The following is an 18324-nucleotide window of genomic DNA, read 5'->3' as shown; positions in this document are numbered from 1 at the left end:
GGGCGGCGGCGCTGCTGCTGCACCCGGCCGGCAACACGATGATCGAACTGCCCGGAGCCCGTCGGCGGCCTGCCTGGCGCCGACCCGATCCTCTACTTGCCCGCGCTCCCCGAGGTCGTGGTCGAGCTGCAGGTCGACAACTCCGCTCCGAATTCGGCCGCTACCGCCACCGGCCCCGGGCACTCCGTATCCATGGCGACCTGACACCCGGCATGCTCGATGATGTGCCCTGACCCGGGCCGAAAGGCACCTTCGCGAACCCGGTCTGGTGGTCATCGACATCACCGCGGCCGATGAAGAGACCGCCACACAGGCCGCGGCCAATCTCGGAGAACTGTGGCGCTCCAGCGGCCCCTCAGCCTCCTGGCCCCCGGCCAGGCCGGGGTCAGCGTCCGGGCCTCCGCCGACCTCCGCCACCCGGCCCGTGCCCCTGCCCCTGCCCCTGTCCGGAGGCACCTTCACACCGGGCGGTATTGGTCGAGCGTCGCGATCCGGGCACGGTCGGGAGCAGCAGGTCGAGCCGCTTGCTCACGTCGAGACCGAAGGTGCCGTACGGGTTGAAGTCCGACCAGAACAGCGCGGTCAGTCCGCGCCTGTCCTCGTCGGACAGCTTCTTCGCCCAGGCCCGTTCGGCGAGGACCTGCTGCAACAATAGAGCGTTGACGTGGACCAGCGCGGGCTGGAGCAGGTAGAGCCGACATCCACCTGAGCGTCGTCCGTGTGCACGCCAAATGGCACAGCTGAGGTGAGAGTCGTGGGCGCCAAGATCCTCTCAGCGCCCGACCGCTCGCCTGCGTCCGCTGAGGCTCCCGGCTGAGACTGGCTGCTGGAGTCAGCGCCGTAGCAGTCGCTTCTGCACCGATTCCAGCGGCCCGTGCTCAAACCGCCGCAGCCACAGGCGTGCCCCTATCACCAGCACCAGGCAGATCGCCGCCCACAGACCCATCACCCACCACGGGCCGCTGTCCGCCCAACGGGACGCCAGGCCCAGGCCGATGCCGTAGCAGCCCAGCATGGCGAGCATGTTCTGCAGTACGTAGCAGGACAGGGCCGTACGGCCGACGGAGGTCAGGGCGGAGGTCAGTGGGCCCGGGTGGCGGAGCCGGTCCATCACCATGCCGATGAGGCCGAGGTAGCCGATCGCCAGCACCGGCGCCGCCCCGTACCGCTCCAGGAGGAAGAAGTCCGAACCGCCCAGCACGGCAAAGGTGGTGAGAGGTAGGCCGATCCCCATTCCCCACCCGGCCAGCCGACGTCGAATGCGCCGCCCCGCTGCATCGCTCTGAAAGGCCCCGGCCCTAAAGAGCCGTACGCCGAGCAGGAACAGGAACACCAACAGCCCGAAGGAGAGCACCGGTTCCATGCGCAGCACCATGGCATGCGACAGCCGGAAGGCGATCTGCTCCGCGTAACCGCCCTCGGCGTACAGCGCCACGGCATCGGCGTCGGGGCCGCCATCCGTCTCGCCGCCCGAGGCGAGCAGCATGGCAGCCGCGAGCAGCGTCATCGCCACCAGGTGGAGTCCGCCCATGACGATCCACGTAACGCGCTGGGCCCGCGCGGAACGCGTGAGGAGCCAGGCCACCAGCAACGCGACCACCGCGTACCCCATCAGCACATCCCAGGCAAAGACGAGTACGAAGTGCACGGCCCCCTCGGCGAAGAGGAACAGCGCCCGCCACTTGTACCGGCCCGGCCACGGCTGCCCGCGCTTGGCGGCCGACTTGAACTGGATGGCCAGGCCGACCCCGAAGAGGATCGTCAGCATCGACAGAAACTTGCCGTTCGCGAGGGACCGGAAGATCGTCTCCGCCACCCCGGCCAGGGATGACGAGTCAGCCCCCGCCGAGGTGCCGGCGTTCCCGCTGAGGACGCCCCACTCGGCGCCCGGCCCGGCGAAGATCCAGACGTTGCTCATCAACGTCCCGAGAATCGCCACCCCACGCAACACATCCAGCAACGGCAGGCGCGCCCGCGCCCCGGCGCCTGCGCTCCCGGTGGCCCCCTCCGCCGCCACGACCGACTGCGTCCCCATTACCTCGGCCACCCCAACTCCCGCCCTTGATGCTCGCTTTCCACCATGGTCGGGGCGCTCGGAGCCGGCTTCTTCGTCCGCAGCGACGACATCCCACTACATCCTTCGATGCAGTACATACGAAAGGTGCGAGACGTACGGCGCGTACCGTCGGTGTCAAGCGAGGACGCCGATCCCGTCTCTGGAGCGTGTGACGCTTGCACAACGGAAGGGGCGGCGGAATCTTCCGGTGCCGCCCCTTCCGCCTGTCTGTCTGCGTGCTCAGGAGCCCGACATGGCGTCCCCGAACATGGGGTCGTCCCCCGAGTTCCCGATGCCGACGGACGAGGCACCGAAGCTCACCGCGCCGGTGCTCGTGATGCCTCCGGTGGAGCCGCGCAGGACCCACACGGCGCCGTCGTCGCTGTTCTTGCCGCCCGCGCCCGCTCGTCAGATCACCATGCCCCACGACGCGTGATCATCCACGACCAAGCTCCGCTTCCGCAGCAGACCCTAGGCCCGTCCTGAATACGTCTCTAACGCGGTTCGTGCCGTGGTCTGCGGGCTGCCGTGCGGTGTCGCTTCCGGCGCACCTGAGCAGTGACAGACAAGGAGCGCTGAGTGGCGAACTTCCAGACGGGCGAGGTTCCCCCCGGCTTCGCGTTCACTGAGAGCGGCGGGCTCATCCACTGCAAGTACGGCATCGTTCTGGCCGTCCCGGCAGCCAACCAGGCCGGATGGTCAGGCGACATGTGGATCAGCTTCGCCTCCGCCTGGGCGGATGCAAAGATCAAGGTGAACTGGCACGACGGCACCAACTGGAGCGCCGCCGTGGACTTGAACGTCACGAACGCAGGCGGCCGCGTCCACAACGGCGCGAAGCTCCCCACAAGTACGCAGAAGACCGCCATCGGACGCGTCAAGAAGAGCGCTACCGACAGCGAGGACGACATCCCGGTCAGCTGGCTGTTCCAAGTCGCCGAGGCGTGATCCAGGCCCCCTCCTAAAACTCCCGATGCCCGGTCCTGCCCAGCAGGCCGGCCCGGGCATCGGCGTGGCGGCCGTGGCCTTGTCGGCCGTGCTACACCTGACCGGCTGCAGCATGTGGCGGGAGCCCGCGAGCCGCTGTCACCAGCGGGCGTCAGCCGGCGTCTGAACGTGATCACCCACCACCAAGATCCGCTTCTGCAACAGACCCTTGGCCGTTTTCTTCGGATCATCCAACCGTTGGTTGATGTGTGTCGTTGACTGATTCGCAGCACCATCAGACGTCCCGATTCGTCGTCATGAGCCGCCCGCAGACACAGGGCGTGTTCCGCGCCCGCCCCGTCGCGTACCTGTGCGCCGCGCTGCCGGATCTCGATGCGGATGCGGCCGAGCAGGCGCTGGTCGCCGTCAACGCACACCGCCATGTCGGTCTGCGCCGGCTGGACCACCATCTGGCGATCCGGCTGGCATGGTGAAGTCTTCGGCGTGCTCTGGGTGAGGGACAGCGTGGCTGCCTTGGGGAGCTTGGGTCCCAGTGCAGCCTCCCCCGCGGCGAGCCTGTCAGCGTCGTTGTCGACGGCGATGATGTCGTGGACGCGGTTGAGCAGTGCCTCGGCTACGAGGCCGGCCCCTGTGCCGATGTCCAGGAGCGGCGGAGACTCATCCGGCTCGATCAATGATCGGCAAGACGTCCCCTGGGACAACGGGATAGATTGCGCGCCGACAGTCTGGCTACTTGAGGAGGGGAAGCGTGACCGACACCAGCGAAGCCCGATCCGCGGACGAGTCTGCGCATGCGACCCAGCAGAGCCGACTGCGCCGCCTGATGCGCTACATCCCTATGATCGCCCCCGTACTGCTGTGGACCGTGCCTTGCTTGGTGCTGCTGTACGCAGGCCAGCACTGGCCACTCCCCGTGGCCCTGGGCGGCACCGCCCTTTTCGGCCTCGGTCTGATCGGTATGCCGCTCGCGATGGTGCGCGGCCATGGCCGGCGACAGCAGGACTGGGCGGCGATCGTCGGGGACACCCTCCTTGGGGCCAGCTGGGTGCTGTTCACCTGGTCCGTCCTGCTCGGCGTCCTGCTGCGCCTCGTCCTGACCGTGGCCGGCGCAGGCGACGGGCAGAACCGGGCCCGGATCGTCACCTGGGCGGTCCTCGGCGTAGTCGCCGTGCTGCTCGCCTGGGGGTACGCCGAGGCCCGCCGGGTGCCACGGGTGCGCCACCTCGACGTACAACTCCCGCGCCTGGGCGCCGGATTGGACGGCACCCGCGTCGCCCTCATCACCGACACCCACTACGGCCCGCTCGACCGCGCCGGCTGGTCGGCGCGAGTCTGCGCGACGGTCAACACCCTGGAGGCCGATCTGGTCTGCCACACCGGCGACATCGCGGACGGCACGGCCGAACGCCGCCGCGCCCAGGCCGCTCCGCTCGGCACCGTGCGAGCCACCCGGGCCCGGGTCTACGTCACCGGAAATCACGAGTACTACAGCGAGGCCCAGGGCTGGGTCGACCTGATGGACGAGCTGGGTTGGAAGCCGCTGCGCAACCGTCATCTGCTGCTCGAACGCGGCGGAGACACCCTTGTGGTCGCCGGCGTGGATGACGTCACCGCCGAATCCTCCGGCCTGGCCGGCCACCGCGCCCACCTCGCCGGAGCCCTGAACGGCGCCGACCCAGACCTGCCGATCCTGCTCTTGGCCCACCAGCCCAAGTTCGTCGACCAGGCCGTAGCTGGCGGCATCGACCTCCAACTCTCCGGCCACACCCACGGCGGCCAGATCTGGCCCTTCCACCACCTCGTTCGCATCGACCAGCCCGCCCTCGCGGGCCTCAGCCGCCACGGCACCCGCACCCTCCTCTACACCAGCCGCGGCACCGGATTCTGGGGTCCGCCGTTCCGCGTCTTCGCTCCCAGCGAGATCACCCTGCTCGTACTCCGCTCCCCACAGCGGCCCCTCACGCCGTAACACGGAGCGGGCCGACTATCCCGCATGGACCCGCTCACCTAGTCGAAGCCTGCCGCCCCGTCCGAGGCTCCGCACCCCGGAGGCGGCGGGCCGGTGGACGTCGCTGGTCATCGCGGCTCACGCCCCGCTCCGCCTGCCCCGGCCCCTCGCGGTTGGCCCTCGCCGACCTGGGAGAAGCCTGCCGAGTCCTCGGAATGCTCCGCCCGAACTTGCGCTGCCCGGGCCGTGCGCCGAAACCCCAACCGTCCTGCCCCGGACGCTCACCCGGCTCGAAGAACCGGCACCCCACCACCCATTACGACGTGGGCAAGACCACCAGACGCTGCCCCGAGCTGAACACAGCTTTCAGAAGGGGACGGTCAGCCCGGCTTCTCGCAGTCGAAGCAGTGCCCTGCCCATACACTCGGCGACCGAGGCCCGTTCGCTCTGATCCCACCGTCCAACGGCCCACCAGAAGCGGCAAACGTCCACGCCGGCTGACCGTCATGCATGCGCTCCGCGTCCACCCGGATCATGGCACCGACCCCCTGCTCACCGAGCCATTCCAAGATGAGCAAGGTCGCATCCTCGACGCCACTGTCCAGGTCCACCTTGAGCCTCAGCCCCATTCCCTCGGCCATGGCCACAACCCTACTCAGCGCCTGGTCGGACCTCGTGACGCGCTTTCAGGGCGACTCTCAGACCATGAAGAATCAAGGTCAGCTTGTTCTCTATCTATCAAGAGCAAGCAGGGGCCGGGACGGCCCCGGTGCCACGGCTGCGGTCCCGCTCCCTCTGCCGTTCCTCAGCCCAGTGACAGGTCGCCCTGATCGTCCTTGATCTTCACCTTGACCCAGGCATGGCCGCTGCTGTTGCCGTCGCCGACGCCGTCGACGTTGCACTCGAACTCCCGGCCCGCCTCGACGGGGACGGAAGCGGGGCAGCTGACATCGTCGATGGTCGGGGGCTTGGCGAAGTCGTCGGAGGTTTTGACGTCGTTCAGCACGGCCCGCGCCAGCGCGTCCTGGTCCAGGACGCGCTGCGGCTGCACGGCAGGACTCCCGGCCAGCAGCATGATGGTGAAGGTGAGCGCACAACAGGAGATCACGGCCAGGGAGAACGCGATGACGGTACGGGCGAAGCTGCGTTGATCAGTCACGCGGACAGTCCTATCCGGTTGTCCGTGCTCATACAATCCCCTGTGGCGACGTGAAGACGCCTCTCGGTACTGCGGAGTGCTCGCACCACTGCCTGCGCGGCCGGAGAGGCGCCGACCCCGGACGGCCACCCGGCGCCAAGAACAAATGCCCGGCACCCCGCTACGACGTCCGTAACAGCGCTATGGGCTGGTCGGACAACGTCTGGATCCGCACCTAGCCGAGTGCCGGCGGGTGCTCGGCTGGACGGCGTCCCCAGGCCGAGATCAGCGGCGCGAGTGTCAGGTCGAGTTGGCCCGCGTGGATGGCGGCCAAGTGCGCGTCGATCTCGGCGTCGTCAGCCAGACCGGCCGCGAGCAGCTCGCCGCGCACGTGCCGGATGGTCGCCGCCTCCAGCCGGTCGCAGGCCGGCCCGCCGACCGGGAAGGAGCCCGCCGCGGCGACATCTACCAAGCCGGCCTCACGCAATGCCCGCGGCAGTGTCCGGCCGTAGCGCAGGTCCGCGCCGCGGCGCGCCAGCAGCTCCCGGACCGCGTCGCGCAGCCGGTTGGCCCGCCGCTCCGCCGGGCCGCTGTCGTCCAGGCATGCCAGTGGCTGCAGAGCGGTATCGGCGTCCTCGATCAGCAGCCAGCCGCCAGGCCGCAGCGCCGCCACCATCGTGGCCAACGCCCGAGCCCGGTCGGGTACATGGACCAGCACGAGCCGGGCGTGCACCAAATCGAATGTCCCCGGCTCCGGGGGCGGATCAGCGGCGACGTCGTGCCGGCGCACCTCGTACCCGACGCCTGCCTTCAGCCACGACGGGTCGATGTCCGTGACCAGCACGTGCCCGGTCGGACCGACGGCCGCCGCGAGCGCCTCCGGGATACTGGGGCCACCGGCCCCCACTTCCCAGCAGCGCGAGCCGGCCCTGATCCCCAGTCGATCGAAGTGCCCGCGCGTCACACCGTCGAACAGCTCGGCCAGCCAAACGAATCGCTCGCCCGCCTCGGCGCGCGCGTTGTCCAGCAGGTACCCGCGGGCGGGAGTGGACTCTCCACCGAGCGCGGTAGTCCCGTCTAACGGATCTGGTCGGCCACCGACGTGCGGCGGGCGGGGCGAGGAGGTCATGACTACATGGTCAGCCTTCCCAGGCCACCAGCGCCACGACGACGGGAGAGGAATGCCTCACACAGCCGGCGAACCCCTCACGTCCTACAGCACGGTTCTCTGCGCCGGGAACAGCCGGCCGGTCGGCGCGGTTGCATCGTCCGAGGGACCGGCGCTGCTCGGGCGGGGAACACGGAGACCACGAGGTCGTCCGCCCCGCCAGGATCCGGGCCCCAGGGATCGCGGTATGCCCGCCGCGCGCTCGGCCACGATGTATTTCTGCAGAGGACTCTTTCATGACTGACCGGCCCTTGACGCTCATGGCAGTGCACGCCCACCCCGACGACGAGGCCACCGGAACCGGAGGAGTCCTCGCGCAGTACGCGGCGGAAGGCATCCGCACGGTTCTCGTGACCTGTACCGACGGCGGTTGCGGTGACGGACCGGGGGGCCTCAAGCCGAGCGATCCCGCGCACGATCCGGCGGCCGTCGCCGTGATGCGCCGTCGAGAACTCGAGGCGAGCTGTGACGTCCTGAAGGTCAGCGATCTTGAAATGCTGGACTATGCCGACTCCGGGATGATCGGCTGGCCGAGCAACGACGCCCCCGGCTCCTTCTGGCAGACGCCCGTGGAGGAAGGCGCCGCCAGGCTTGCGGAACTGATGCGGCACTACCGACCCGATGTGGTCGTCACCTACGACGAGAACGGCTTCTACGGTCACCCCGATCACATCCAGGCCCACCGCATCACGATGGCGGCGCTGGAGATGACCGAGCTGACACCGAAGGTGTACTGGACGACGATGCCCCGCTCGATGATGCAGCGGTTCGGGGAGACCATGCACGAGCTCGGAGACATGCCGGAGCCGGATCCTGCCGAGGCCGCCGCGTTGGCCGAGATCGGCCTCCCCGACGATGAGATCACCACGTGGGTGGACACCACCGCATTCAGGGGTCAGAAGTTCGATGCGCTGGCCGCGCACGCCAGTCAGGGCGAGAACATCTTCTTCCTCAAGATGGGCAAGGAGAGGTTCGGCGAGTTGATGGGCATGGAGACCTTCGTACGTGTCAAGGACACAACCGGCGCAGCCCTACCCGAGAACGATCTCTTCGCCGGACTACGCTGATCCACCCGCCCGACCGGGGCCCGTCCGCACGGGCCCCGGGGTCGGGCAGGCCCCCGACGGTTCCGGGGAGTTCAAGCAACCAGCTGCCGACAGCGTGCAGAGCGGGGCAGCCGCACGGCGTAGCGCGGAGCCGGCAGGCAGGCTGACTCCGACGGCACGCATCCACCCTGCTCGGACCGGCCGAGGACGAACGCCTGCGTGGCGGGCTTCGTGCCAATGATTCCGATGCCGACGGCTTCAACGGTGTGGTGCTGCCGCCATTCACCCAGCACGAACCGGTGCGCCCGCCCACGTAGAGCCGGCCGGCGGTCGGCCGGCCCACTGGGTGCGGACCGATGCGCAGTGGTGTGATCTGCCCGAGCGTTTCGGTCGTCCATGGAAGACGGTCGGTCTACGAACGTCGCCGGTTGCGGTCGGCGGACGGGAGGTGGGAGGGGCTGCTCCAGCAGGTCCAGGCCGCGGACGACGAGGGCGGCGGGTCGCTTGAGACGTCCCGGTGGACTCCACGATCGTGCGGGTACATCAACACGCGGCCGGCGCCCGCGGCGAACCTCCGTCAGCCCCGGTCGCGTCAAAGGGGACGCGCCACCGGCACGCCCGCGCAGTGGCGTTGCGGGGGAAGACCTCCCTGCTGCGCACGGCGGATCCCGTCGCGGTGCAGGCGCGCCGCCACTCCATGTACATCGACTCCGCGCGCGCCGGACGGCAGATTCTGGCCGTCCCCCCGAAATCCCCTTGCTCAATGGTCAAGAATCGTTGACCATTTCTCGCATGCCTACCGATGATCTTCCCGAGACGTTTCACGTCACCACTGACGAGCAGCTGCGGGCCGTCTCCAATCTCACGCGCCACCGGATCATGGCCGCGCTCCGCTTCGAGCCCGCGACGATCACGCAGATCGCCGAGCGGGTGGGCCTTGCGAAGGGGAGTTCCAGCTATCACGTACGGCTGCTGGAGCGGGCCGGCTTGGTGAAGGTGGTACGGACACGAAAGGTGCGGGGTGTCACCGAGCGGTACTACGCGATGGCCGCGCGGTCGATCGCGCTGCCGGACCCGGGCGAGGGAGGGCCGGATGTACTGATGCGCCATGCGGTGGCGGATCTGGAGGCGTCGCCGGTGAATGGCGAGCGGCACGTACGGATGGCGCATCTGCGGCTCACCGAGGAGCAGTTCGCGCAGCTGGGGGCACGGCTGCAGGCACTGGCGGACGAGTACCGGGAGCTGTCCGATCCATCGCTGCCGGACGCGTCACTCGTCTTCGCCCTGTTCCACCCGGCACAGCCCGAGCAGACCGAGAGAGGCGCCAAGTGACCTCAGATGTTCAGAAGTTGCCGGCCGGGTTCGGACGACTGTGGACCGCGCAGACGATCTCCTCGCTCGGTGACGGGGTGTCGCATGCCGCGCTGCCGCTGCTCGCCTTGGCGTTGACGCGGGATCCGATGGCGCTCGCCGTCGTCACGGCCGCCGGGACGCTGCCGTGGCTGCTCTTCGGGGTGCTCGGCGGTGCGCTGGTGGACCGCTGGGACCGCCGGCGCACGATGTGGGTCGCGGACGCGGCGCGCGCGGTGCTGCTCGCGATACCCGCGGCGGCGGCCGTGCTCGACGTGCTGAGCATTCCGCTGCTCGCGGCCGTCGCCTTCCTGCTCGGCCTCGGCGGACTCTTCTTCGACACGGCCGCCACGGCCTATCTTCCGGATCTGCTCCGCCGCGACCCCGCACTCCTGGAGCGCGCCAACTCCCGCTTGCGCGGCGCCCAGACCGCCATGTCCGGCTTCGCGGGGCCGCCTGCGGGCAGTGCGCTGCTCGCGCTCGGGCGAGCGGTTCCGCTGCTCGCCGACGCGGTGTCGTTCATGCTCTCCGCACTGCTCGTACGTACGCTGCCCGCCATGCCCCGGCCCGTGCCGGAGGTCCGCGAGTCGCTGCTTCGGCAGGCGCGGGCCGGGGCCTCGTACGTCTTCCGGGACCGGTTACTGCTCGGACTCGCGCTCCGCCCGGCGGTCGGGAACGTCGCCTTCCTCGCCGTGGAGACCGTCCTTGCCCTCTTCGCGCACGACGGCCTCGGCATCGACACCTACGGCTTCGGCCTGCTCCTCACAGCCGAGGCCACCGGCGGCCTGCTCGGTGCAGGCATCGCCTCCTACCTTGGCCGACGACTCGGCACCGGCACCGCACTGACCTGCACAGCCGCCGTCGAAGGGCTCGCCATCCTGGGCCTTGCCGCTGCCCCGAACCCGTACGTGGCCGGGCTGGCGCTCGCCGTCTGCGGGGCCGGCATGGGCGCCACGATGGTGCTCGGGCCCTCCCTCCGGCAGGCGATCGTCCCGGCCCACCTGATGGGCCGGGTCGCCTCCACCTCCCGCATGCTGGCCATGTGCGCGGCCCCCATCGGGGCCTTCCTCGGCGGCTGGCTTGCCACCACCTACGACATCCGCACCCCGCTCTACGCCGCCGCCGTGCTCCTCCTGGCGATGACGGCCGTCACGGCATCCATGACCAGCAACCGCCGGGTCGAAGCGGCGCTGCGTGTCGCCGCCCCGGCCGGCGGCCCAGATCACCCGGCATTCAACGACCCCGCCCAGAAGAGTGCACCCGACTTGTTGTGACGCCTGCCGTGGAGGCGTCACAACAAGTCGGGTGCCAGCCCCCCGGCGGGGCGAGGAGTTCTCGAGAGTCGCTGGCCCCGGCCCCGGCCCCGACTGCCGGCCCCATGGCCCGACAGATCAGTCCCGGTAGTCCGGAGCCACCCGGTTCAGCAGACGCAGCATGGCCGCCCATGCCAGGTCGTAGGCGACATCGTCCTGAAGGTCCGCGTCCGCGTCGCCCGCGAGCTGCCGGGCCGTGTACTCGCACGTCTCGGCCGGCGGCACGGTCAGCGGTCCGCCGCCGGCCTGGGCGGTGACCTGGATCTCGCAGGCCTTCTCCAGGTAGTACATGCGCAGGAATGCCTGGGCCGCGCTCTCGCCCACCGTCAGCAGACCGTGGTTGCGCAGGATCAGCGCCGGGTGGTTGCCGATGTCGTCGACCAGGCGCTTCTGCTCGTCGAGGTTGAGGGCCACGCCCTCGTAATCGTGGTAGCCGACGCGGTCGTAGAACTCCATCGACATCTGGTTCAGCGGCAGCAGCCCGTCGCGCTGGGCGGCGACCGCGCAGCCGGCCCGGGTGTGGGTGTGCAGGACGCAGTGGGCGTCCGCGCGCGCGGCGTGGATCGCGCTGTGGATGACGAAGCCCGCGGGGTTGACGGGGTGGGGCGTGGGTTCGACGGGATTGCCGGACAGGTCGATCTTGACCAGGTTCGAAGCGGTGATCTCCTCGAAGAGGAGGCCGTAGGGGTTGATCAGGAAGTGGTGGTCGGGCCCCGGGAGTCGCAGTGAGATGTGGGTGAATATCAGGTCCGTCATCCGGAAGTGCGCCACGAGCCGGTAGACGGCGGCGAGTTCGCGGCGCAGCCGGGTCTCTTCCTCCCGGTCCGCGTCGGGGGCGGCCGGCATTTCGGTCATGAGGAGGCTCCTTCGGGTGTCGGTTGGACCACAGGGGTCAGCGGGCGTCCGGTCCGGTGCCAGGCGATGACGTTCTCGGCGGGCGCGCACACGTAGGCCCGCTGGGAGGTATCGGACAGGTACGCGCTGTGCGGGGAGAGCAGAATGCGCGGGTGGGTGCGCAATGGGTCATCCGGCGCGGGAGGCTCGACCGGGAACACGTCCAGGGCCGCCGCCCGGAGTCGACCGCCGTCCAGTGCGGTCAACAGCGCGGCGGCTTCGACGAGTTCACCGCGGGCGATGTTCACCAGGTAGCCCCCCGGCCGCATACGGGAGAGTAGCTCCGTATCGACCATGCCGCGGGTCTGCTCGGTCAGCGGGGTGTGCAGCGAGAGGACGTCACAGGTGGCGACCAGCTCGTCCCTGCCCATCCGCTCGACGTCGGACGGCCACCCGGCCGCCGCGGCGTGCGGGTCGTAGGCGGCGACGCGGCCGAAGACGGGGCCCGCGATCCTGGCCAGGGCCCTCGCGATGCGCCCGAACCCCATGAGACCGAGCGTCAGCTCACCGGCCCTGCGCGGAAGTTCGGCGAACTCCGCGTTCCAGCCGCCGCCGCGCACGGTGGCGTCGGCCTGAGGAAGGGCGCGTACGAGCCCGAGTGCGGAGGCGAGCGCGTGTACGGCGACGTCCTCGGTCGCGGCCTGCGGGAGGTTGCTCACCCACACACCGAGCCGACGCGCGTGCGCGGTGTCGATCATGTCGTATCCCGCGGACATGGTGGCCAGCATCCGCACGCCGGGGAGGCGGTCGAGCAGCGCGGCATCCACCGGGGCGTAGCCCACGATCAGTGCCACCGCGTCACGTGCGGCCGCAGCGATCGCGTCCGGGTCGCGACTGCCCACGACCCGGGTGGCGAATCCCGCCTCGGTCAGCAACCGAACCCCCGGGCCCACGTCGAGTTCCTCGGGGTCCGTGAACACCACCATGGGACGACTCATCCCATCCTCCTCGAGCTCCTCAAGACCTTCAATGGCAGCGAAATAACGATTCGACCGTACGGGCCGCTCTGAACTTACGTTTCATCCGGTAAAATTGTCCAGAGGCGGCGATACGTACGACAGTGATGCGCCCATCCCGTCCGCATCCCAGAGCCCCGGCGTTCCGGTGGTCGAGAATGGGCCCTGCCTCGGGCGCGCCCGCGCCCGGACAACCGAGCCGAGGGGAAACGCCAGGTGGATCTGGACCCGACCGATCTGACCGTCGTCCGCGAACTGCAGTCGGACGGCCGCCTGACGTACGAGACGCTGGCCCGACGCGTCGGACTCTCCCGCCCCGCGACCCGCACCCGCGTACAGCGGCTGCTCGCCGGAGGCGGCGTCCGCGTGGTGGCCGTCGTGCATCCCGCCGTACGGGGCCTGACCGCTTCGGCCCATCTGTCGATCGGTGTGAGCGGACCGGCCGAACCGGTGGCCCGCGCGGTCGCCGCCATGCCGCAGGCGCCTTTCGTCACCCTCACCGCGGGCAGTCACGCGCTCATGGCGGAGCTGCGCACCGCGGGGCTGCCGGAGCTGGACCGGGCCATCGAATCGATCAGGTCACTGAAGGGCGTTGACGCGGTGGACCCGCTGATCTCCCTCCGGCACCTGAAGGATCCGTACCTACCGGCAGGCCGGCCCGATATGTCGGAACCGGACGCGACGGACCGGCTGATTCTCAACGAACTGGAGCACGACGGGCGGCTCCCCTTCGCTGAACTCGCCGAACGCGTGGGGATCTCACCCGGGGCCGCCCGCGCACGCACCCTGCGCCTCCTCGACGGCGGCGTCGCCAAGGTGCTCGCCCTGGTCCGCCCGGAACTGCTGGGGCTGGGCTTCCTGTGCGGATTCGCCGTACGCCTGGACGGCGAGCGGGACAACGTCGCGCGGCGCATCGGCAAGTGGGACCGGGTCTCCTTCCTGTCCGCCTGCATGGGGCGCGCGGAACTCGTCGGAACGATCAGCGCGGAGTCCCTCGCGGCGGTGCGCGACACACTGGAGGAAATGCGGGCATGCGCGGGCGTGCGCAGCGTGGAGAGCTGGGTCCACCTGGAGCTGGTCAAGGAGCGGTACGACCTCACCACCCCCACCCCCTGAGCGCCACGCCAGACGATACGTAAGTCAAAGCCCACGCGACTTTCCGAAACATTCGCAAGCCTGGGGTCTAGGCAAGACATCGTCTGCTGCATATCGTCCATGCGAACGAATCAGCCGTCACGGGCTCTCCGTAGGCACGGCTCCCTCATGGACGTCCAGGTCGAAAGCAGGCCCCTCTCATGCACCAACCCCTCGACGACGCCGGCCGCGCGCTCCTGGTGACCGGCGCCGCCGTCGCCACCCCCGGGACCACCGAACGAGCCGAGGCACTGGCCGTCCGCAGCGGCCGGGTCGTCCACATCGGGACCACGGACGACGCCCGCGCCGCACTCGGCGGCCGGGCCGACGACACCCTCGAACTCGACGGCGGCCTCGTCCACCCCGGCTTCGTCGACGCCCACTGCCACCCCGTGATGTACGGGCAGGCACTCGCCTGGGTCGACTGCCGCCCCGAGCGCGTACCGGACATCGAGACGCTCGTCTCGGTCCTCACCGAAGCGGCCCGCGAACTGCCCGCCGGGGTACCGGTGCGCGGCTTCGGTTACGAGCACCGCCGCCTCGCCGAGCAGCGTCACCCCACCTGCCACGACCTCGACCGCGTCGCCACCGACCGCGAGGTGTACGTGATGAACGCCTCCGGCCACGGCGGCGTCGTCAACTCCCATGCCCTGCGCACCTGCGGCATCACCGCGGGCACCCCCTCCCCCGAGGGCGGCAGCATCGGCCGCTCCGCCTCCGGCGAGCCGGACGGCCGGCTCTGGGACGCCGCATGCGACCTGCTCACGGGGCCTGGCGGCGTGAAGATCGGCAACCACGGCCCGAACTTCCATCTCTCCGAGCCCGACGCCGTCATGGCCGACCATCTCCAGCGCGCCCAGGAGGTCTTCCTCGCCGCCGGAGTCACCACCGTCGGCGACGCCCAGGCCTCCCGCCGCGAGATGGAAACGTACCTGCGCGCCCGCGCGGACGGTTCACTGCGCCTGCGCGTCTCCGCCTACCTCACCTCCGCGCTCCTGGACACCGCCCTCGAACTGGGCGTCGTGCACGGCTTCGGCGACGACCTGTTCCGCGTGCAGGGCATCAAGTTCTACGCCGACGGCACCCTCGGTGGCTGGACCGCGTACTTCCCCGACGGGTACGCCGCCGACTGCTGCCACCACGGGCAGCTCTACCACTCAGCCGAGGAGTACGCCGAGCTCGTCGGCCGTGCCCACCACGCCGGGCTGCAGACCGCCACCCACGCCCAGTCCCCGTACGCCATCGGCATGGTCCTCGATGCCGTCGAGAAGGCCCAGGCCGACCGGGAACGCCCCGGGATCCGCCATCGCATCGAGCACTCCGGCCTCCCCACCGACGAACAGATCGCCCGCATGGGCCGGTTGGGCGTCATCCCGGTCATGCAGCCCCAGCACCACCTGCGCACCGGCGACGGCACCCTCACCGCCGTGGGCGACCTCGGTCACCGTTACAACCCGGCCGGCAGCTGCCTTGCCGCCGGCGTCCCCGTCGTCTTCAGCTCGGACGCACCCGTCGCCCCGCCCGCCCCACTGGAGGCCGTCTCCGCCGCCGCGACCCGGCGCACCGTGCTCGGCACCGTCCTCGGCGACGCCTCCCTGCGGATGCCGGTGGCGGACGGGCTGCAGGCACACACCGCCTCGGCCGCCCGCGCCCTGCACCGCGAACACGCCGTCGGCGCCCTGGCCCCCGGCATGCTCGCCGACTTCGTCGTCCTGGCCGACGACCCGCTCACCGCCGACCCGGCCGAGCTCTCCTCCATCGCCGTACGCGAAACCTGGATCGGCGGCACCCGCGCCTGGGCAGCACCCGGCCGCTGACCACCGACCCTCGCCCCTCCCCTTCCGCCCCCGGAGGCCCCGTGTCCCCCTCCTCTTCCCCTCAGCCCGCCACCAGGCGGAGCCCGTACAGAGCCGCCTCCGCGGCGCTGGCAGGCACCTCCATCGAGTGGTACGACTTCTACGCGTTCGCCACTGCCGCGGCGATCGTCTTCAACGACGTGTTCTTCCCACCGGGCATGTCGCCGTACCTCAGGACCTTTTCCGCCTTCGCGACCTTCGCCGTGGGCTTTCTGCTGCGCCCACTCGGGGGCATCATCTTCGGGCACATCGGTGACCGTGTCGGGCGCAAGAAGACTCTAGTCATCACCTTGGTGATGATGGGCGCCGCCTCGTTCGCCATCGGTCTGCTGCCTACCTACGCCCAGGTCGGCGCGCTCGCCCCGATCCTGCTGATCGTGCTGCGCCTGGTCCAGGGCATCGCGATCGGCGGGGAGTGGGGCGGCGCGGTGCTGATCGCCGTCGAGAACGCCCCGCGGGGCAGGGCCGCCTTCTTCGGCTCGTTCGCCCAACTCGGCTCCTCGGTCGGCGCGTTGCTGTCGACCGGCGCCTTCAGCCTGATGAACCTCTTCGGTCACGACGCCTTCATGAGCTGGGGCTGGCGCGTGCCGTTCCTGGCCTCCGCCGTGCTCGTGATCGTGGGCCTGGTTGTCCGGGTCAAACTGGAGGAGTCCCCGGTCATGGAAGAGGTACGCAAGGAGCAGCAGGCTACAGACGGCGGGGTGATCAAACTGCCCGTCGTCGAGGTCTTCCAGAAAGCCTGGCGCACGGTCCTCATCGGCGTCTTCGCCCTGGCCACCGCGACCGGCGGCTACTACGTCGTGACCAGCTTCCTGCTCTCGTACGGCACCGGCGACCTCCATCTGTCGGAGTCGATGCTGCTCAACGGCCTCACCCTGGCGGCGTTCCTCGAACTCGCCGTCACCCCCTGGCTGTCGTGGCTCGCCGACCGCGTGGGATCGCACAAGGTCGTCATCGCCGGGCTCGCGGGCGTCATCGTCCTGGCCCTGCCACAGTTCATGGTGCTGGGCACCGGCAGCGTCTTCCTCATCTGGCTGATGATGCTGGCCATGCGCCTGGTGATGTCCGCGCTGTACGGGCCGATCGCGTCGATCCTCGTCGAGGGGTTCGCACCGCACGTCCGTTACACCGGCATCTCCCTCTCCTACCAGGTCTGCAACATGATCTTCGGTGGCCTCGCCCCGCTCGCCGCGGTCTCGCTCACGGCTGCCACGGGCGGTCACTACTGGCCGTCGGCCGTCGGCCTGATGCTCATCTCCGCGATCGGCATTGTGTGCACGGCCCACCTCCACCGCATCGGCTCAGCGCAGGCGTCCGACGGACGAACCGGGAGCCCGGCGCCACAAAAGGCAGTGTCGACCACTTCGTAGCAACGAGTGCTGCTACGGCTACCCCGCGGGGGGGGCGCCCCCCCCGCGGGTTAGCCGACAGGGAGTTGGCCCGCCGGGGCGCCGCCTTTGCCGTGAGCGGCGCGCGGGGGCGTACAAGGCGAACTGGGCGTCAACAGATCGGCGAGTCTGTTTCGGTTCTTCCGACCCCTACCCGATCTTGCCTCGATCTTCCGAAAACCGCAGGTCAGGGCCCTACCGACCCTTCGACTAGGTCCACCCACTTCCTGATCCTTCCGGGGCCTTCCGTCCGCCGCGTGTCCCTACGGGTCCACTAGAGCCCGTCTTCTCTTACGGCCGCAAGTGCCATGAATCGTTCGCGCAGGTAGACGGGCTTCCCGTGGCGGCCGGGCGGGTGCCGGGGCTGCCGCGGGGTCGGGGGTCATCGGGTGCGCTGGGCTGGAGCTGGTGCTGTGACCGCGTTGGTTCGCCGAGTGTGGTGAGGGCAGACGTCGGGATCTCTGCTGCAGGACTGCTTCAAAATCGTTGGACATCCTTCGGGTTGGTCGGCGAGCATCCGCCGGTGACAGATGAAGACGAGCAACAAAGACCCTTCACCCGGAGCCCGAGACACGTCCGTTTCGTCGAACTGTCAGGTGGGGCGATGTCCGCCTTGCTTGATGGAGACCTGTCCAAGGCCAGCAGAGCAGCCGGGGTTTCGCTGACCGAGTACTTCGTGACCGAAAGGGCGCAGTGGCTGTGGAGGTTCCGGCTCGACCAGATGGCCGCTGATCCGGGCCATGCGCGGTGGATGGTGCGGCAAGCAGTCGTCGGCGGCGGGGGTCTCGTCCTCGGACATGCCGGATTCCACGGACCGCCTGATGGAGTCGGCATGGTTGAGATCGGTTACGCCATCGCTCCCGACTTCCGTCGCCGCGGATACGCCCGATCCACGCTGGCCGAGTTGCTGCGCCGGGCCGCCACCGAACCCGCAGTTACGACCGTGCGGGCGACGATCGCCCCTGACAACGTGGCATCCCTGGCCACCATCTCGGGCTTCGGCTTCGTCGAGGTCGGAGAGCAGTGGGACGAGGAGGACGGTCGTGAACTCGTCTTTGAAGTCCCTGCACGCCCGGTTCCACCCGCTTGACGGGAAGGCTGGTGGCACAACGCTGAGCTGACCGTGGTG

At 69.7% G+C, this 18324-nt stretch carries 17 protein-coding genes; 11 read left to right on the top strand and 6 right to left on the bottom strand.

Annotation, left to right across the window (positions count from 1 at the left end; translation table 11 throughout):
• Nucleotides 1–385 precede the first annotated feature (385 nt).
• Both ACH4FH_RS33030 and ACH4FH_RS33025 read right to left on the bottom strand, forming a co-directional pair.
• On the bottom strand, nucleotides 386–688 hold the full coding sequence (locus ACH4FH_RS33030; RefSeq protein ID WP_398559649.1) for a hypothetical protein: 303 nt from the start codon (nucleotides 686–688) through the stop codon (nucleotides 386–388).
• Nucleotides 689–832: 144 nt separating this feature from the next.
• Complete coding sequence (locus ACH4FH_RS33025; protein WP_398559648.1) at nucleotides 833–2035, bottom strand: DUF418 domain-containing protein; 1203 nt, start codon at nucleotides 2033–2035, stop codon at nucleotides 833–835.
• A gap of 274 nt (nucleotides 2036–2309) precedes the next feature.
• On the opposite strand from ACH4FH_RS33025, the gene ACH4FH_RS33020 reads away from it, so the two are divergent.
• The 4 genes from ACH4FH_RS33020 to ACH4FH_RS33005 all read left to right on the top strand — a co-directional run bounded on the left by ACH4FH_RS33020 (nucleotide 2310) and on the right by ACH4FH_RS33005 (nucleotide 4973).
• Nucleotides 2310–2492, top strand: a complete 183-nt coding sequence (locus tag ACH4FH_RS33020) for a hypothetical protein (protein ID WP_398559623.1) — start codon at nucleotides 2310–2312, stop codon at nucleotides 2490–2492.
• Nucleotides 2493–2635: 143 nt separating this feature from the next.
• Nucleotides 2636–3004, top strand: a complete 369-nt coding sequence (locus tag ACH4FH_RS33015) for a hypothetical protein (RefSeq protein WP_398559622.1) — start codon at nucleotides 2636–2638, stop codon at nucleotides 3002–3004.
• 254 nt (nucleotides 3005–3258) lie between these two features.
• Nucleotides 3259–3477, top strand: a complete 219-nt coding sequence (locus ACH4FH_RS33010) for a hypothetical protein (protein ID WP_398559621.1) — start codon at nucleotides 3259–3261, stop codon at nucleotides 3475–3477.
• 275 nt (nucleotides 3478–3752) lie between these two features.
• Nucleotides 3753–4973, top strand: a complete 1221-nt coding sequence (locus ACH4FH_RS33005; protein ID WP_398559620.1) for a metallophosphoesterase — start codon at nucleotides 3753–3755, stop codon at nucleotides 4971–4973.
• Nucleotides 4974–5757: 784 nt separating this feature from the next.
• Here the strand turns inward: ACH4FH_RS33005 and ACH4FH_RS33000 are convergent.
• Both ACH4FH_RS33000 and ACH4FH_RS32995 read right to left on the bottom strand, forming a co-directional pair.
• On the bottom strand, nucleotides 5758–6111 hold the full coding sequence (locus ACH4FH_RS33000) for a DUF4333 domain-containing protein (RefSeq protein ID WP_398559619.1): 354 nt from the start codon (nucleotides 6109–6111) through the stop codon (nucleotides 5758–5760).
• Nucleotides 6112–6325: 214 nt separating this feature from the next.
• On the bottom strand, nucleotides 6326–7219 hold the full coding sequence (locus ACH4FH_RS32995; RefSeq protein ID WP_398559618.1) for a methyltransferase domain-containing protein: 894 nt from the start codon (nucleotides 7217–7219) through the stop codon (nucleotides 6326–6328).
• Between the two features lie 275 nt (nucleotides 7220–7494).
• Between ACH4FH_RS32995 and ACH4FH_RS32990 the strand changes: the two genes are divergently transcribed.
• From ACH4FH_RS32990 to ACH4FH_RS32980, 3 genes are all read left to right on the top strand, one after another.
• Nucleotides 7495–8325: a PIG-L family deacetylase gene (locus ACH4FH_RS32990; RefSeq protein ID WP_398559617.1), complete on the top strand. Its 831-nt coding sequence runs from the start codon at nucleotides 7495–7497 to the stop codon at nucleotides 8323–8325.
• A gap of 771 nt (nucleotides 8326–9096) precedes the next feature.
• Complete coding sequence (locus tag ACH4FH_RS32985) at nucleotides 9097–9636, top strand: ArsR/SmtB family transcription factor (RefSeq protein ID WP_398559616.1); 540 nt, start codon at nucleotides 9097–9099, stop codon at nucleotides 9634–9636.
• Nucleotides 9633–10928, top strand: coding sequence for an MFS transporter (locus ACH4FH_RS32980; RefSeq protein ID WP_398559615.1), 1296 nt, complete (start codon nucleotides 9633–9635; stop codon nucleotides 10926–10928). The genes ACH4FH_RS32985 and ACH4FH_RS32980 overlap by 4 nt, the downstream gene beginning before the upstream one ends.
• Before the next feature lie 117 nt (nucleotides 10929–11045).
• Here ACH4FH_RS32980 and ACH4FH_RS32975 read toward each other — a convergent pair whose 3' ends face one another.
• On the bottom strand, nucleotides 11046–11822 hold the full coding sequence (locus tag ACH4FH_RS32975; RefSeq protein WP_398559614.1) for a class II aldolase/adducin family protein: 777 nt from the start codon (nucleotides 11820–11822) through the stop codon (nucleotides 11046–11048).
• A complete protein-coding gene (locus ACH4FH_RS32970; RefSeq protein WP_398559613.1) occupies nucleotides 11819–12799 on the bottom strand; it encodes a C-terminal binding protein in 981 nt (326 codons plus the stop codon). Before ACH4FH_RS32970 ends, ACH4FH_RS32975 begins: the two co-directional genes overlap by 4 nt.
• Nucleotides 12800–13033: 234 nt before the next feature.
• On the opposite strand from ACH4FH_RS32970, the gene ACH4FH_RS32965 reads away from it, so the two are divergent.
• From ACH4FH_RS32965 to ACH4FH_RS32950, 4 genes are all read left to right on the top strand, one after another.
• Nucleotides 13034–13933, top strand: coding sequence for an Lrp/AsnC family transcriptional regulator (locus ACH4FH_RS32965; RefSeq protein WP_398559612.1), 900 nt, complete (start codon nucleotides 13034–13036; stop codon nucleotides 13931–13933).
• A gap of 179 nt (nucleotides 13934–14112) precedes the next feature.
• Entirely contained in the window at nucleotides 14113–15768 is a 1656-nt protein-coding gene (locus tag ACH4FH_RS32960) for an amidohydrolase (protein WP_398559611.1), read from the top strand.
• A gap of 41 nt (nucleotides 15769–15809) precedes the next feature.
• Nucleotides 15810–17177: an MFS transporter gene (locus tag ACH4FH_RS32955; RefSeq protein WP_398559610.1), complete on the top strand. Its 1368-nt coding sequence runs from the start codon at nucleotides 15810–15812 to the stop codon at nucleotides 17175–17177.
• Nucleotides 17178–17799: 622 nt separating this feature from the next.
• A complete protein-coding gene (locus ACH4FH_RS32950) occupies nucleotides 17800–18285 on the top strand; it encodes a GNAT family N-acetyltransferase (protein WP_398559609.1) in 486 nt (161 codons plus the stop codon).
• Nucleotides 18286–18324: the final 39 nt, after the last annotated feature.

Origin of the sequence: Streptomyces sp. NPDC017993 (assembly GCF_044328065.1) — a bacterium.
Classification (GTDB): domain Bacteria; phylum Actinomycetota; class Actinomycetes; order Streptomycetales; family Streptomycetaceae; genus Streptomyces.
This window is presented reverse-complemented; position numbering and strand designations above follow the sequence as displayed.